Source organism: Nonomuraea lactucae (assembly GCF_003313395.1).
In the GTDB taxonomy this organism is placed as follows: Bacteria; Actinomycetota; Actinomycetes; order Streptosporangiales; family Streptosporangiaceae; genus Nonomuraea; species Nonomuraea lactucae.
The window spans coordinates 1-14927 of record NZ_QNFZ01000131.1 but is presented as its reverse complement, the minus strand read 5'-3'; the positions used below and the strand labels follow the sequence as shown (position 1 = coordinate 14927).

General features: G+C 72.8%; 16 protein-coding genes. 10 read left to right on the top strand and 6 right to left on the bottom strand.

All coding sequences use genetic code 11. The features are described 5' to 3' along the window. The 4 genes from DQW85_RS09290 to DQW85_RS09275 form a co-directional block, all read left to right on the top strand. Window positions 1-881 (top strand): hypothetical protein (locus tag DQW85_RS09290; RefSeq protein ID WP_113699956.1); only part of this gene is annotated, 881 nt, incomplete at its 5' end. Window positions 882-927: 46 nt separating this feature from the next. Next, the gene (locus DQW85_RS09285) at window positions 928-2553 is read left to right on the top strand and encodes an AMP-binding protein (protein ID WP_240197049.1); all 1626 of its coding nucleotides are present in this window, start codon (window positions 928-930) and stop codon (window positions 2551-2553) included. 56 nt (window positions 2554-2609) lie between these two features. Next, a complete protein-coding gene (locus DQW85_RS09280) occupies window positions 2610-3908 on the top strand; it encodes an FAD-dependent oxidoreductase (protein WP_240197048.1) in 1299 nt (432 codons plus the stop codon). A gap of 93 nt (window positions 3909-4001) precedes the next feature. After that, on the top strand, window positions 4002-5156 hold the full coding sequence (locus DQW85_RS09275; protein ID WP_113699955.1) for a DUF6986 family protein: 1155 nt from the start codon (window positions 4002-4004) through the stop codon (window positions 5154-5156). 9 nt (window positions 5157-5165) lie between these two features. On the opposite strand, the gene DQW85_RS09270 is transcribed toward DQW85_RS09275, so the two are convergent. From DQW85_RS09270 to DQW85_RS09250, 5 genes are all read right to left on the bottom strand, one after another. Then, on the bottom strand, window positions 5166-5846 hold the full coding sequence (locus DQW85_RS09270) for a copper homeostasis protein CutC (protein ID WP_113699954.1): 681 nt from the start codon (window positions 5844-5846) through the stop codon (window positions 5166-5168). 225 nt (window positions 5847-6071) lie between these two features. Continuing rightward, a complete protein-coding gene (locus DQW85_RS09265) occupies window positions 6072-6674 on the bottom strand; it encodes a GNAT family N-acetyltransferase (RefSeq protein ID WP_113699953.1) in 603 nt (200 codons plus the stop codon). A 201-nt stretch (window positions 6675-6875) separates the two neighbouring features. Continuing rightward, window positions 6876-7625, bottom strand: coding sequence for a GntR family transcriptional regulator (locus DQW85_RS09260; protein WP_240197047.1), 750 nt, complete (start codon window positions 7623-7625; stop codon window positions 6876-6878). Between the two features lie 567 nt (window positions 7626-8192). Further along, window positions 8193-8618: a Zn-ribbon domain-containing OB-fold protein gene (locus tag DQW85_RS09255; protein WP_240197046.1), complete on the bottom strand. Its 426-nt coding sequence runs from the start codon at window positions 8616-8618 to the stop codon at window positions 8193-8195. A 4-nt stretch (window positions 8619-8622) separates the two neighbouring features. Next, on the bottom strand, window positions 8623-9792 hold the full coding sequence (locus tag DQW85_RS09250; RefSeq protein WP_240197045.1) for a thiolase C-terminal domain-containing protein: 1170 nt from the start codon (window positions 9790-9792) through the stop codon (window positions 8623-8625). A gap of 240 nt (window positions 9793-10032) precedes the next feature. Between DQW85_RS09250 and DQW85_RS09245 the strand changes: the two genes are divergently transcribed. From DQW85_RS09245 to DQW85_RS09230, 4 genes are all read left to right on the top strand, one after another. Continuing rightward, entirely contained in the window at window positions 10033-10545 is a 513-nt protein-coding gene (locus DQW85_RS09245) for a flavin reductase family protein (protein ID WP_113699951.1), read from the top strand. Beyond that, a complete protein-coding gene (locus DQW85_RS09240) occupies window positions 10542-11669 on the top strand; it encodes an acyl-CoA dehydrogenase family protein (RefSeq protein WP_113699950.1) in 1128 nt (375 codons plus the stop codon). Before DQW85_RS09245 ends, DQW85_RS09240 begins: the two co-directional genes overlap by 4 nt. 77 nt (window positions 11670-11746) lie before the next feature. Next, window positions 11747-13042 (top strand): DUF2252 domain-containing protein, encoded by a 1296-nt coding sequence (locus DQW85_RS09235; RefSeq protein ID WP_113699949.1) that lies wholly within the window; start codon window positions 11747-11749, stop codon window positions 13040-13042. A 45-nt stretch (window positions 13043-13087) separates the two neighbouring features. Next, window positions 13088-13843, top strand: a complete 756-nt coding sequence (locus DQW85_RS09230) for an SDR family oxidoreductase (RefSeq protein WP_205315000.1) — start codon at window positions 13088-13090, stop codon at window positions 13841-13843. A gap of 18 nt (window positions 13844-13861) precedes the next feature. Here DQW85_RS09230 and DQW85_RS09225 read toward each other — a convergent pair whose 3' ends face one another. Then, complete coding sequence (locus DQW85_RS09225) at window positions 13862-14386, bottom strand: hypothetical protein (protein ID WP_240197044.1); 525 nt, start codon at window positions 14384-14386, stop codon at window positions 13862-13864. On the opposite strand from DQW85_RS09225, the gene DQW85_RS46700 reads away from it, so the two are divergent. Beyond that, a complete protein-coding gene (locus DQW85_RS46700; protein ID WP_240197043.1) occupies window positions 14385-14603 on the top strand; it encodes a hypothetical protein in 219 nt (72 codons plus the stop codon). The two genes, DQW85_RS09225 and DQW85_RS46700, sit on opposite strands and share 2 nt — an antisense overlap. Window positions 14604-14642: 39 nt before the next feature. Beyond that, window positions 14643-14927 (top strand): hypothetical protein (locus DQW85_RS44345; protein ID WP_205314999.1); only part of this gene is annotated, 285 nt, incomplete at its 3' end.

The window sequence follows — 14927 nt, the reverse complement described above, 5'->3', positions numbered from 1 at the left end:
CCGCCGCCGGCGTCGCCGCCGCCGCGGCCTCGGTGGGGCCGCGGGGCCGCATGCGCCTGCACCACGCCCTGTCGGCGCTGAAGGCCACCACGCTGGTCGCCACGCCGACCGGGGCCATGGACCTCCTGGCCAGGCTGCACCTGGAGTTCCTGCTCGACCCGCTGGACCTGGGGCTCCGGAACATCGTCCTGACGGGAGAGATCGCCTCGAAGCGGACCATGACCCACCTGGCGGACGAGTTCGAGGCGTCGGTGTGCGAGGTGTACGCCAGCCCGTTCAGCGGCGCGGCCCTGGCCTGGCGCGCCTCGGAGGGCGACCCGCTCACGCCGCTCGCGGACGGCGTGCTGGGGCTCGCCGCGCTCGACAAGGACGAGCCGCTGCCGCCGCGGCACGCCTCCGGGCCGGCCGAGCTGGTGATCACGCTGTCCGGGCACTCCACGCTGGGCGACGCCGTGCTGCGCACCGGGCACGTGACGCGTACCGGGGAAGGCGGCGAGGGGGCGGGCGTCCCGGCGCCCGAGCACACGGTCGGCGAGCACGTGCTGGTGCGCGGCGTGTGGCTCTCGCTGCCCCGGCTGGGCAGGACGCTGTCGAAGATCGACGGGGTGTCCCGCTGGGAGCTGACGGTGAGCAGGCAGGGCACGCTCGACTCGGCGGTGCTCACGGTGACGTTCAGCCGGGCCAGCCTGGTCGAGAACCCCATGTGGCGGTCGAGGATCCAGGAGGCGCTGCGGGCGCTCACCCCGATCTCGATCGGCCTGCAGATAGCGCCGGCGGTCTCCGAGACGCCCAGCCCCGGCGTGCTGAACGACCTGCGCGGTCACCACCTCGGCCGCGACCGCGCGCTCGTCACGCCGTCCCCCGTCCTGGGCCGCCCCTGATCGCCCCTGATCGCCCCTGGCCCACGACGGAGGAGGCGCGAGAGCCATGCAACCGGTGCCGGACTGGGGAACGCTCCCACGCATGCTGCGCGACCAGGCCGCACGGCACCCGGACGCGGCGGTGATCGACGACGGCGGCAAGCTCGTGACCATGAACGGCCTCCTGTCCGCCGCCACGGAGGTGACCAGGGGCCTGATGGCGCTGGGGGTCGCCCCGGGGGACCGGGTGGCGCTGTGGGGCGTGAACGACCGCTCGTGGGTGGAGCGGGCGTTCGGCGTCTGGCTCGCGGGCGGGGTCGTCGTGCCGCTCTCGTCGCGGTACAAGGGCCTGGAGGCGGCCGCGGTGATCCGGAAGACGGGCTCGGAGGTGCTGCTGACGGGTGAGGGGGCGCAGGGCGTCCTGCTGGCGGACCTCCTCCCGCCACGGACCGGCCTGCGCCACACCGTCGTCGCCGACACGGCGCCCTCGGGGCCGCCCTCGGGGCCGCCACCGGGGCCACCACCGGGGCCGCCACCGGGGAAGGCGCGGTTGACGGCCTCGGAGCTGAGGGCACGGGGCGCCGAGGTGCCGGTGGAGGCCGCCGAGGAGCGGGCACTCGCCGTACGGCCGGACGACCTGTGCGAGATCATGTCCACCTCGGGCACCACCGGCATGCCCAAGGGCGTCATGCTCGACCACGCCCAGGTGCTGCGCGGCTACTGGGACTGGGCCGAGATCGTCACCCTGGGCGAGGGCGACCGCTATCCGGTCATCGCGCCCTTCAGCCATGGATTCGGGCTGAACGCCGGGCTCGTCGCCTGCGTGCTCCGTCGGGCCACGATGACGCCGATCCGGGTCTTCACCCCTGACGCGCTGATGGCGCTGGTCTCCACGGGCCGGGCGAGCATCCTGGCCGGGCCGCCCACCCTGTTCCACCGGCTCCTGGACGAGCTGGACCGGGGCGAGTGGGACGTGTCGTCGCTGCGCGTGGCCATCTGCGGGGCCGCCGCCGTGCCGCCCGCGCTGATCACCAGGCTGGTCGAGCGGGTCGGCCTGGAACGGATGATCAACGCGTACGGCCTGATGGAGGGCACGGTCGTCTCCATGACCAGGGCCGGGGACCCCGTGGAGGTGGTCGCCTCGACGACCGGCCGGCCGGTGCCGGGCGTCGAGATCAAGGTCGTGGACGACCGGGGTGAGGAGGTCCCGGCCGGGGTGCGGGGGGAGATCCTGCAGCGCGGCTACGGGGTGATGCGCGGCTACTGGGACGACCCCGAAAGGACCGCCGAGGTCGTCGACGAGGACGGCTGGCTGCACACGGGCGACATCGGCGTCCTCGACACGGCCGGAAATCTCGCCATCGTGGACCGCAAGAAGGATCTCTTCATCGTCAACGGCTTCAACGTCTCCCCCGCCGAGGTGGAGGCGCTGCTGCTGCGCGAGGGCTCGCTGGCCCAGGTAGCCGTGGTGGGCGTGCCCGACCCGGCCGCGGGCGAGGCGGGCTGGGCGTACGTGGTGCCCCGGCCCGGGACGGCGGTGGACGTTCCGGCGCTGCTCGCCTGGGCGAAGGCGAACATGTCCAACTTCAAGGTGCCCAGGCGCGTGATCGTGGTGGACGCCCTGCCCGTGAACGCCAACGGCAAGATCGACAAGCTCGCCCTCCGCTCCCGCGCCGGAACCCACGAGACATAGCGCGGCCCACAGGGAAGAATCATCCTGAGGCGGCAATCACGAGACCGGGAGGCGACGTGGCGTTGCGCGTGGCGGTCATCGGGTCGGGCCCTGCCGGGATCTACACGGCCGAGGCCCTGGTCAAGCAGGCCCAGGAGCCGGTCGAGGTGGACGTGCTCGAACGGCTGCCGACGCCGTACGGGCTGGTCAGATACGGCGTCGCGCCCGACCACACCTCGATCAAGTCGATCGCCAACTACCTGCGCCGCGTCCTGGAGCTGCCCCAGGTCCGCTTCCTCGGCGGCGTCACGCTCGGCGAGCACGTGTCGGTCGCCGACCTGCTCAGCGCCTACGACGCCGTCGTCTACGCCACGGGCGCGATGGTCGACCGCAGGCTCGGCATCCCCGGCGAGGACCTGCCGGGCAGCGTCGCGGCCACCGACTTCGTCAACTGGTACTGCGGCCATCCCGACGTGGAGCCGTCGCGCTTCACGCTCGACAGCCCCGAGGTGGCGGTCATCGGCGTCGGCAACGTGGCCGTCGACGTGGTGCGCGTGCTGGCCAAGACCGCCGAGGAGCTGCGCTCCACCGATGTGCCCCACGACGTGCTCGAACGCCTCGGCGATAGCCAGGTCAAGGCCATCCACATGATCGGCCGCCGGGGGCCCGAGCACGCCAAGTTCACCCTGAAGGAGCTGCGCGAGCTGGGCGACCTGGCCAACGCCGACGTCTGCGTGCGCCCGGACGAGGCGGCCGTGCTCGGCGGCGACTTCCCGCGCCAGGTGCGCGGCAACCTCGACGTGCTGCGGTCGTGGTCCGAGCGGGCGCCAGTCGGCCGGCCGCGCCGCCTCGACGTGCGCTTCTGGCTGCGGCCGGTGGAGATCCTCGGGGCCGACCGGGTGGAGGGGCTCAGGCTCGAACGCACCCGGCTGTCCCCCGAGGGCCGCGTGGTGGGCACCGGCGAGTTCGAGACGCTGCCGGTGGGCATGGTGCTGCGCTCGGTCGGCTACCAGAGCGTCCCGCTGCCGGGCGTGCCGTTCTCCCGGGAGACGATGACCGTGCCGAACGAGGCGGGCCGGGTGCGCGACCGCGAGTACGTGGCGGGCTGGCTCAAGCGCGGCCCCACCGGGGTGATCGGCACGAACAAGTCCGACGCGGCGGAGACCGTCCGCACGCTCCTGTCAGATCTGTCGGGCCGTGACCGGGTGCGGGCGGACCCCGACACGCTGCTGGCCTCGCGCGGGGTGCGGCCGGTGACGTACGAGGAGTGGCTGGCGATCGAGGCGGCCGAGACGGAGCTGGGGCGGTCGCTGGGCCGCGGCGAACGGGTCAAGCTGGTCGGCCTGGACGCCATGCTCCGCGCCTGCCGTCCCTGACCGGCGCGCCTCCCAGGGGCGGCCACTCACGGCGGCCACTGACGGCGGCCACTGACGGGGCACAGCCCGGCGGGGTGCGGCTAGGGTGCACCCATGCGTGTCACCGTGGCGGACGTTCCCCTGACCGGGTTCGAGGAGACCTATCGGGCGCAGCAGGCGCGCCTTCCGGCCTCCGGGCCGGGGTGGCAGCCGGTGCACACCGTCTACGTGCCCGCCGACCGGTTCTCCGCCGCGACCGTCTCCGGCTGGGGCGCCGAGGCGCTGGCCCTGGCCGAGGCCCACCTGGCCGGTCCCGGCGAGGTGGCCGAGGTGTTCGGCGTGCCGGAGGAACTGGCGCCCGCCGTACGCGAACGGGTGCTGCGCAAGCTCGGCCGCGAGCCGGTCGAGGACCTGCGGATCGACTTCGAGGACGGCTACGGCGTGCGCCCCGGCGAGGAGGACGGGCACGTGGAGCGGGCGGCGGAGGCGGTGGCCGCCATGCGGGCCGCCGGGACGCTGCCACGGCGGTGGGGGCTGCGGGTCAAGTCGTTCGCCGACGGGGATCCGGGGCGGTCCGTGCGGACGCTCGACGGGTTCGTCACCGGGGTCGTGGCGCGGGCCGGGAAACTGCCGCCCGGGTTCACGGTGACGTTCCCCAAGGTGCTGATGGAGGGCTACCTGCGGCAGTTCGCGGCCTTCCTGGAACGGCTGGAAGCCGGGCTGGGGGTGCGGCTGCGGTTCGAGATGCAGGTGGAGGCGCCGCAGACGCTGGAGTTCCTGCGCGGCGACCTGGCCGCGGCGCTCGGTGGGAGGCTCGCGGCGGCGCACTTCGGGGTGTTCGACTACACGGCGGCGATCGGGCTGCCGCCGCACGAGCAGCGGCTCGACCATCCCGCGTGCGACCACGCCAGGCACGTGATGCAGGTGGCGTTCGCGGGCACCGGCGTGGAGCTGTCCGACGGGTCGCTGGCCGCCTCGCCCGCCTCCGGCTCGGCGGCCGACGTGCGCGCGCTGTGGCGGCGGCACTCCGAGCTGGTCCGGCACTCGCTGCGGCACGGGTTCTACCAGGGGTGGGACATGCACCCGTCGCACCTGGTGAGCCGCTTCGCCACGGTCCACGCCTTCCACCTGGCCCGCTACGACGCCTACCGCGAACGGGTTCGGGCCTGGGAGGGGCAGCGGGAGGCGGGTGGCGGCGTCATGGACGAGCCCGCCACGATCCGGACCCTGGCCGCCGCCCTCCAGCGCGCCGACGCCGCCCTGGCATGACCGAGCGGGTCAGTCGCGGTCGACGAGGGCGCGCCAACGGCGGACGAGGCCCCAGTCCACCGGATCCGACCAGCTCTCCCGTACCGCCGAGCCGATGTGGAAGGCGCGGATGCCGTAGTCGAGCAGAGCGGGGACGTGGCGCGGCTTGAGGCCGCCGCCCGCCAGGATGATCGAGGCGTCGCCCGCTTCGGCGCGGCCCTTGAGCACGGGCAGGCCGTCCCCGACCCCGGTGGGCGCGCCCGAGGTGAGGACCGTGGCGAGGTTCGGCAGCAGCCGTACGGCGCGCCAGGCGGCGTGGACGTCGGCAGCCTGGTCGACGGCGCGGTGGAACGTCCACGGCAGCGGCGACACCGCGTGGATGAGCGCCTCGGTGGCGGCCAGGTCCACCGTTCCCGCCCCGTCGAGGAACCCGAAGACGAACCCGGCCGCCCCTGCCTGGGCCAGCGCCTTGGCGTCGCGGCTCAGCCGGTCGAGCACATCGGCGTCGGCCGTGAAGGAGGCGTCCAGGCGGAGCATCACCATCTGGGGCAGCGGGCACTCCGCGGCGATCGCGGCGACCGTTTCCGGCGCGGGTGTGAGCCCATCGGCCGCCATGTCGGCGACGACCTCCAGGCGGTCGGCGCCACCCTGTTCGGCGGCCACGGCGTCGCGCACGTTCAGCGCGATCACCTCTAGGAGGGAACCGGTCATGCAGGAGAGGTTATAGGGTGCTCTGCCCTATTCCGGCGGCATAGGGACCGAAAGTCCGCCACCCCCGCCCCTGGTGCCCCAGCAGATCTCCTCAGGAGACCCGGGGTGGGCCGGAGCCGGGCCACCCGAGCCCGGAGTGGCCGTCCCCGGGGCTTGGGGGCCCGAGGACGACCGGTCTGTCACGCGATGAGCGCTGTCCGCTGGGCGGCGGGGGCGGGTCGCGGGTCAGGCGCTGATGAGTTCGGGAATGGTGAGGTCGCGGAAGGCGGTGACGAGGGTGTCGTCCGCGGTGCGCTGGAAGAGGGCGCCCGAGGCGCGGTGCGGGAGGTCGACCGTGCGGATGTGGCGGAAGCCGCGGCGGCGGTAGTAGTCCTGGAGGCCCGGGTTGGCCTTGGCGCAGTCGAGGCGGAGCCAGTGGTGCCCGGTGGCGTAGGCGGTTCCGCCCGCCCAGTCGAGCAGCGCGTCCCCGAGCCCGTGGCCGGCCCAGGGGCGGGCCACGGCGAGCTTGTGGACGTACAGGGCGGTGTCGGGGCCGTCGGCCGGCATCCAGAACTCGGGGTCCGCGTGGCCGTCGACGGCGATCGTGGCGACCGGGGGCGCGTCCACGTCGGGGTCGAGGTATCGCAGCTCGTCGTCCACCAGGTACAGCACGCGCTCCTCGATCAGCGGTTCGATGCGCTCGGGTCCGAAGCCGCCGCGGGGCCACTGGGTCACCCCCCGGCTGTACAGCCATTCGGCGGTGTCGGCGAGGAGGGCGAGCACGCCCCTGAGGTCGGAGAGTTCGGCACGGCGGAGCGCGAGCGGGTGGAGCAGGGTGTCGGAGTGCATGGTTCGCCCTTCTTTCGGTGCGGAGCGTGTCCGAGCGTTCACGGAACGTGAAGGTGCTGCGGCGCAGTAGCTCGGACTGTGACTAAAGGCGATATATACGCATAAATCGGGATTCGGGGGAGTATGCACAACTCCCCCAGCCCTGCGAGGCCGGATTACTCGCGGCGGGCCGCCGGCGGGATCACCCCCAACGGAGCTCGACTAGCGGCGGTCGAGCTCGTACCTGATCAAGTGCTTGTCCGCGGGGAGCACCGACACCGCGACTCGCACCGGCATATCAGCCCTGTCGTAACCAACTCGGACATACACGACAACTGGCGTGCCGAGTTCCAATTGAAGCCGCTCAGCTTCCTCTTGGTTGGGCATTCGCGCCCAAATGTCGTCAACAACCCGAACTTGTTCGTGCCCGAGCTCCTCCAGAACCCGGTTCGCTCCGCGCGCGATGTCGCCTGGCCTGGCGATTTCCGAGTTGGCGACCAGGTCGCGCGGAAAGTAGGAGTCGTTGGTGTTGTACGGCTGGCCGTCCACGAAGCGGAGCCGCCGCCGCACCACGGCGAGCTCCCCCTCCGACAGCTCCAGCCTGCTGGCTATCTCCTCGACCGGGGTGACGGTCAGCACCTCGATGAGCTGGCTCGGTTCGCGGCCCTCCTGGGCCACGGCGAAGGCGAAGGCCTCGCGCAGCTCGCCCATGGGCTGTGGCTCCAGCTCCCGCTGCGGATAGATCAGCAGCGGCCTGCGGTCCCTGACGACCGTGCCCCGGCGGGGGGTGCGCGTGACGAGGCCCTCGTTGACCAGCTCACCGAGGGCCAGCCGGACCGTGTTGCGGCTCACGCCATGGTCCTCCATGAGCTGAGCCTCGGTCGGCAGCTGCGCTCCGGGGCCGAGCTCACCGGAGTAGATGGCCTTCCGCAGTTCTGAAGCCACCTGCTGATACAGCACCGACCTTGCCACTCTCACCCCTTTTGTTCCAACAATTTAGACGATCTGGTTCTAGCAGGCCACAACCCCTTGACCAAAGCGCCTCGACAGCAGCATCATCCATTCGTTGGTACAAATCCATCGAAAGGCCGGAGGGGGTGAGAGCCGGTGTTGCCGGGCCGCGCGGGTAGGCCATACCCGTCCTGGCGAGACCCACGCGATGCAACACGTTTACTGCGTTACGGGTTGCCCCGCCAAGGTCTCGGTCACACCAGCCAGAGCAACGGGAATGGCGAGCTCGTGCCGTTCCTGCCGGCCGAGCATTACCGGCGTCCGGAGTCTCCGCACTCCCCCACCGACTCCATGCGCGATCAGCCGGGTTAGGACTCCATCCCTCGCCGGAGTCCTGACTTCGCCGCACATGGGGCAGGAAGCGCGTCCTGGCGGGTCCCCCACGCCCGCCAGGGCGCGCGTTCCTCTCTCCCGGCTCCCTCTGTCCCGACTCCCTCTGTCGTAGCGCCCTCCGCGGCGCGGGCCGGCTCCCGCCGCGCGCCGCTTGCCACCGCCATACCCAACCTGTACGGCGGGGCGGCATCCGCCTCATCGCACGACCGGCTCCCAGCCGACCAGCGTCGGCCCCTCACCGGCCGGTCCCACGAAGACGCCCCTGACCCGCTCACCGCCCACTGGCTCGCGGGAGGGCGCCTCCCAGCTCCCGTACAGCAGGCAGCCGGGCACCCCCGCCAGCCGGACCATGACCACCACGTACGGCCGCCCGTCCCCCGGACCGAAGGCCCGGCGGTTGACGATCCAGCTCTCCACCGTCCCCTCCGGCTCGACGGCCTCCCAGTGCCACCGCTCGGTGCGGCAGGCGGGGCAGAACGCCCGCGCGGGGAAACGAGGGGTCCGGCAGGTGTCGCACCGCTGCACGGCGAACTCACGCCGCCGCACCCGCTCCCACCACGGGGCCGAGTCCCGGTCGGGCGTCAGGGCGCCTCGGAGCGGGCCGGGCATGAGATCGGACATGAGGTCAGCCCTTTCTGAGCAGGAGGGCCGAGGTGGCCGGGAGGACGTAGCCGGGCTGGGCCGTCGAGAGCGCGACCTCGGCCCCCCGAACCTGCCGGTCGCCCGCGTCGCCGCGCAGCTGTGAGACCGCCTCGGCGATGTGGTTGACGCCGTGGACGTAGCCCTCGGACAGGAAGCCGCCGTGGGTGTTGACCGGCAGCGGCCCGTCCAGGGCGGTGGCGCCGGAGGCCACGTACGGCCCGCCCTCGCCCTTGGGACAGAAGCCGTAGTCCTCCAGTTGCACGATGACCGAGTAGGTGAAGCAGTCGTAGAGCTGTGCGACGTCGACGTCCGCCGGGCCGAGTCCCGCCTGGGCGTACAGGCGAGGGGCGAGGGCGGCCGCGGCGGTGGTCGTCGGGTCGGCGGGGCCGCCCGACAGGTGGGACTGCCCTCCACCCCAGGCGGCGGCCGAGACGAGCACCGGCGGCCGGCGCAGGTCGCGGGCGCGCTCGGCGGAGGTGATGACCAGGGCGCAGGCGCCGTCGGTCTCCAGGCAGCAGTCGAGCAGGCGGAACGGCTCGGCGATCCACCTGCTGGCGAGGTAGTCGTCGAGGGTGATCGGCGTGCGCATGAGGGCGCGGGGATTCCTGGCGGCGCTGGCGCGCTGGGTGACGGCGATCCGGCCGAAGTGCTCGGCCGTGGTGCCGTATCTCAGCATGTGGGCTCGGGCGTACATCGCGTACTGCTGCGGCGGCGCGAAGAACCCGTACGGGGCCTGGTACTGGACCTCCGGGCTGACCGGGAGCCCCCGGCCGGTGCCGCCCATGCGGAACTCCGAGCGGGCGTTGATCGCCCGGTAGCAGACCACCGTCTCGGCGACGCCCGCGGCCACCGCCAGGGCCGCCTGGCCCACGACGGCGTGTGAGACGCTGCCCCCGCCGAACTGGTCCAGGTGCCAGCTCGGGTCGTGCACGCCGAGCGCGGGACCGACCAGGGAGGGCGCCGCGGAGTCGCCGACGCGGTGGGTGGCCAGGCCGTCCACGTCGTCCGGGGCGAGCCCGGCGTCGTCGAGGGCCGCCATGATCGCCCGGCAGGCGAGGGTGAGCGTGCTCACGCCGGAGTCCTTGGAGAAGGGCGTGTAGCCCACCCCGGCGACCGCCGCGCGATCCCGAAAATCAAGCAAGCGCTTGGCCACATTGTCACGCTAGGCCCGAAAATCACCGCATGTCAACGCGGCAGCGCGCCCGCGAGGCCGGGAATCGCTTGACATGCCTCCACGAGCCGCCCTACCGTCCAAGCAAGCGCTTGGTAAGATAGCGACGACGGCGGCGCCGAGGAGGCCACGATGAGCACACACGCTGCCCGGCTGATCACGCCGGACGGCTGTGCCGGCCGCCCGGCACCCCACCAGCGCAGAGCCCTCCACGGAGCCCCCATGCCGAACGGCAAATCCCCCGAGACCGCGAACGGCCATCTCGACAGCCGGCGGTTCAGGCAGGTGCTCGGCCGGTTCGCCACCGGCGTGGTGGCGATCACCGCGCTCGACCCGGTGAACGGCGAGCCGTGCGGCCTGGCGGCCAACTCCTTCACCTCGGTCTCCCTCGATCCGCCCCTGGTGGCGTTCTGCGTGGCCCACACCAGCAGCAGCTGGCCCAGGGTGCGCGGCGCCAAGGTGCTGACCGTGAACGTGCTGGCCGAGCACCAGCAGCCGGTGTGCGCCCAGATGGCGGCCAAGGGCGGTGACAAGTTCGCGGGGCTGCGATGGACCGGCTCGCCCGGAGGCAACCCGGTGCTGGACGGGTCGCTCGCCTGGATGGACTGCTCGGTCGAGGCCGAGCACCCGGCCGGCGACCACATGATCGTGGTGGCGCGCGTGCTGCAGCTCGACACGCACGCCGACGGCGGGCCGCTGCTGTTCTTCCGCGGCGGCTACGGGGCCTTCCGTTGAGCCTGCGCGAGGAGGCGCGGGCGTGGCTGGAGCGGAACCTGACGGGCGAGTTCGCCCGCGCCCGCGGGCTCGGCGGCCCCGGCCGCGAGCACGAGGGGCACGAGATCAGGCTCGCGTGGGAGCGCCACCTGGGCAAGGCGGGCTGGACCTGCCTGGCCTGGCCGGAGCGGTACGGCGGGCGGAACGCGTCCCTGGCCGACCAGGTCGCCTTCCACGAGGAGTACGCCCGTTCGGACGCCCCCGCCCGGGTGGGCCACATCGGCGAGGGGCTGCTCGGCCCGACGATCCTGGAGTTCGGCACCGAGGAGCAGAAGGCCCGCTTCCTGCCCCCCGTCCAGCGCGGCGAGGAGCTGTGGTGCCAGGGCTACTCCGAGCCGGAGGCAGGCTCGGACCTGGCCGGCGTCCGCACGACGGCGCGCGTGGAGGACGGCCGGTGGGTGATCACCGGGCAGAAGGTCTGGACCTCGCTGGCGCACGTGGCCGACTGGTGCTTCGTGCTGTGCCGCACCGAGCCGGGTTCGCGGCGCCATCGGGGGCTGTCGTACCTGCTGGTGCCGATGCGGCAGCCGGGCGTGCGGGTGCGGCCGATCGTCCAGATGACCGGCACGTCGGAGTTCAACGAGGTGTTCTTCGACGGCGCCGTCACCGCCGCGGAGAACATCCTGGGCCGGCCCGGCGACGGGTGGCGGGTCGCGATGGCCACGCTCGGGTACGAGCGGGGCGCCTCCACGCTCGGCCAGCAGATCGGGTTCCGTCGGGAGCTGGAGCGGGTGATCGCGACGGCCAGGCGGACCGGCGCGGCGCGGGACCCGGTGCTGCGCGACCGGCTGGTCCGCGCGTGGCTGGAGCTGGAGATCATGCGGCTGAACGCGCTGCGGACCATGCGGCCCGACCCCGGCCCCGAGGCGTCGATCGGCAAGCTCTACTGGTCGGAGTGGCACCGCAGGCTCGGCGAGCTGGCCCAGGCCGTACAGGGGAAGGCGGGGCTCGTCGCGCGCGGCGGCGAGCTGGACGACCTGCAGCGGCTCTACCTGTTCAGCCGGGCGGACACGATCTATGCCGGTTCGAGCGAGATCCAGCGCAACATCATCGCCGAGCGCACGCTGGGACTGCCCAGAGAATGAGCGAGCACCATGGCACCGGCCCCGACACTCGCCGGACAGGATAGGCGTGGAGGGCCGGGACGCCTTACTGTCCGTCTATGAGCCAACGCTCCTCTTACGTGCTGGACGTCCTCATGGCGGAGTTCGGCGAGTCGATCAAGCATGACCCCGCCGCGTTCCGGAGGAAGTTCCGGAAGATGGCCGCCTCTCCGTTCGCGTTCTACCGGGGCAGCGCGTGCCTGTTCTACGCGGACATGACCGGCGCGTACGCCGACGGGGCGTACCTGGACGAGCAGACCAGCCGGGTGTGGGTCCACGGTGACCTGCACGCGGAGAACTTCGGCACCTACATGAACGCCTCCGGCGTGCTGGTGTTCAACGTCAACGACTTCGACGAGGCGTACGTCGGCCCGTACACCTGGGACCTGAAGCGCTTCGCCGCCAGCGTGGCGCTGATCGGGTACGCCAAGGCGCTGTCGGACGACGCGATCGGCTCGCTCGTGAGCGGCTTCGGCGCCTCCTACCTGGACGAGCTGACCGGGATCGCGCACGGCGGGGACGACGCGGTCGGCTCGCTCACCCTCGCCACCACCACCGGCGTGCTGCACCGTGTCCTGCAGACCGCCCGGCTGAACACCAGGGTGGCGCTGCTGGACGTCGAGACCGTGATCCACGACTACGAGCGGCAGTTCGCGATCATGGACGGGCGCGAGGCCGTCGATCCGGCGACGCGCGAGGCGGTGCTGGCGGCGTTCGAGGACTACCTGACGACGCTGCCCGGGGAGACCAGTTCCGTGGAGCACGTCATCAAGGACGTGGCGCTGCGCAAGGGCGTGGGCATCGGGTCGGCCGGGCTGCCGTCGTACAACCTGCTGCTCGAAGGGCATACGCAGGCCCTGGAGAACGATGTGATCCTCTACATGAAGCAGGCGCAGGTGCCCGCGGTGGCCCGGCACATCCCGGACGAGAAGGTGGCCGGATACTTCCGCCACCAGGGGCACCGCACCGCCGAGTCGCAGCGGGCGCTGCAGGCCTACGCCGACCCGTGGCTCGGCTACACCACGCTGAACGGCGTGGGACAGCTCGTGGCGGAGGTCTCGCCCTACTCCGCCGACCTCGACTGGGACGACGTGAACGAGCCGGACGAGCTGGCCTCGATCATGCGCGACCTGGGACGGGCGGTGGCGCGCATGCACGCGGTGGCGGACGACGAGTCGAGCCACGATCTGGTCGACTTCTCGACCGAGGAGTCGATCGTGGCGGTGGTGGGCGGCGACCGGCCGGGGTTCATCGCGATGCTGGTGGATTTCGCGCACCGGTACGGGGCGCAGGCCCGTGAGGACCACCAGAGGTTCGTCGACCTGTTCCGGAACGGCCGCCTGCCGGGCGTGTGACGTCGACGTGGCGACCGACCGGTCGGTATGGCATGCTTCCGAGTCATGACACTGTTCTCGGTTGACGGCAAGACGGTCGTGGTCACCGGTGGCTCCCGGGGCATCGGACGCATGATCGCGGCGGGTTTCGTGGAGGCGGGGGCGACGGTCTTCATCTCCGCGCGCAAGGCGGCGGAGGTCGGCAAGACGGCGGCCGAGCTGGGGTGCACGGGTGTCCCGGCCGACCTGTCCACGCCGGAGGGGGTGGAGGAGCTCGCCTCGGCGGTCGACGGCCCCCTGCACGTGCTGGTGAACAACGCGGGCGCCACCTGGGGGGCGCCGCTGGAGGAGTATCCCGAGCACGCCTTCGACAAGCTCTGGAACATCAACGTCAAGGGCGTCTTCGCGCTGACCCGGCGGCTGCTCCCCGGGCTGCGGGCGGCGGCGAGCCCCGGCGACCCCGCCCGGGTCATCAACGTGGGTTCGATCGACGGGATCCGGGTGCCGCCCATGGAGACCTACGCCTACTCGGCCACCAAGGCGGCGGTGCACATGCTGACCCGTCACCTGGCCAGGCAGCTCGCCCCCGAGCACATCACGGTCAACGCCATCGCGCCGGGACCGTTCGAGTCGAAGATGATGGCCTTCGCCCTGGACGACCCGGCGAGCCGGGAGCTGGTCGCCTCCGGCGTGCCGCTCGGCCGCATCGGGCGGCCCGACGACATGGCCGGGGCGGCGATCTACCTCTCCTCGCGGGCCGGGGCCTACCTGACGGGCACCGTGATCCCGGTGGACGGGGGCGTCTCCTCGTTCACGCCGTAGGCGGGCCTTCCCCGGGGGTCAGAGCCTGCCTGTGAGCACCTCGGCGGCGGCCTGGCCGCAGACCCTCGCGGAGCCGTAGGTGGCGATGTGCACCGCGCCCAGGTCCGAGCGCTCGGGCAGGCCCATCTCCACCACGACGGCGTCGGGGCGGGCGCTGAGCAGGTGACGCACCGCCTCCTCCTGCCAGGCGTGGCGGTGCACGTCCCGGACCACGACCACCAGCGGGCGCCCGCCACTCTCGCGGATCAGCCGCTCGGCGGCCGGCCCGTTGGTCTCGCCCGCGGTGAGCCTGGTCACGGTGGTGCCGGGCAGCAGCCCGCCCAGCGGCTCCCCCACGCCCCAGGGGGTGCTCTTGTCGATGGCCAGGTTCATCTCGGGAGCCAGCTCCACCACGTACGGGGCCGAGGCGAGGGGCAGCACCGGGGTTGCCGATCTGCGGGTGACCCGGATCGCGCGGCGGGCGGCGGTGAGACCGATGTGGCCGCCCTGGAGCAGGCGCCCACCCCGCGTCGCGGCCCCGTCCAGGGTCGCGGACCCGGCCATGACAGGCCCCGTCCAGGGTCGCGGACCCGGCCATGACAGCGTGGCCGTCCAGGACCGCGTGGCCGTCCAGGACCGCGTGGCCGTCCAGGACCGCGTGGCCGTCCAGGACCGCGTGGCCGTCCAGGACCGCGTGGCCGTCCAGGACCGCGTGGCCGTCCAGGACCGCGTGGCCGTCCACCGCCACGTGCCCGTCGAGCGCCGCCGGCCCATCCACTGACACGCGCCCGTCGACCGCCGCCGGCCCGTCCGCCTCCTCGTGACCGTCCACGGCCACGAGGCCCGCCGGGTGGGCGTGCCCGTCCGGAACCACCTGCTGGGCCTGGGAGCGGTGCCGGCTGAGGACGATCCGGCCCCTCCGGTCGGCGGGGGTTGTGGCGCTGCCCGAGGAGACGGCCCAGGCGGCCAGCTCGCGGACCCTGCGAGCGGCGTCGGCCAGGCGCTCCTCGGGCAGCACGCCCTCGATGACGGCGGTGGCGACCGCGTCGCGCACCTCGACGGCCGTCGCCTCGTCGGCGTGCTCGCCGCCGACGCAGACGGCGTC

What these genes read in the sequence shown, in the direction of transcription:
- DQW85_RS09285 (WP_240197049.1), top strand. Translation starts at nt 928, where the DNA reads ATGCAACCGGTGCCGGACTGGGGAACGCTCCCACGCATGCTGCGCGAC.
- DQW85_RS09275 (WP_113699955.1), top strand. Translation starts at nt 4,002, where the DNA reads ATGCGTGTCACCGTGGCGGACGTTCCCCTGACCGGGTTCGAGGAGACC.
- DQW85_RS09270 (WP_113699954.1), bottom strand. Translation starts at nt 5,846, where the DNA reads ATGACCGGTTCCCTCCTAGAGGTGATCGCGCTGAACGTGCGCGACGCC.
- DQW85_RS09265 (WP_113699953.1), bottom strand. Translation starts at nt 6,674, where the DNA reads ATGCACTCCGACACCCTGCTCCACCCGCTCGCGCTCCGCCGTGCCGAA.
- DQW85_RS09255 (WP_240197046.1), bottom strand. Translation starts at nt 8,618, where the DNA reads ATGTCCGATCTCATGCCCGGCCCGCTCCGAGGCGCCCTGACGCCCGAC.
- DQW85_RS09245 (WP_113699951.1), top strand. Translation starts at nt 10,033, where the DNA reads ATGCCGAACGGCAAATCCCCCGAGACCGCGAACGGCCATCTCGACAGC.
- DQW85_RS09235 (WP_113699949.1), top strand. Translation starts at nt 11,747, where the DNA reads ATGAGCCAACGCTCCTCTTACGTGCTGGACGTCCTCATGGCGGAGTTC.
- DQW85_RS09230 (WP_205315000.1), top strand. Translation starts at nt 13,088, where the DNA reads ATGACACTGTTCTCGGTTGACGGCAAGACGGTCGTGGTCACCGGTGGC.
- DQW85_RS46700 (WP_240197043.1), top strand. Translation starts at nt 14,385, where the DNA reads ATGACAGGCCCCGTCCAGGGTCGCGGACCCGGCCATGACAGCGTGGCC.
- DQW85_RS09225 (WP_240197044.1), bottom strand. Translation starts at nt 14,386, where the DNA reads ATGGCCGGGTCCGCGACCCTGGACGGGGCCGCGACGCGGGGTGGGCGC.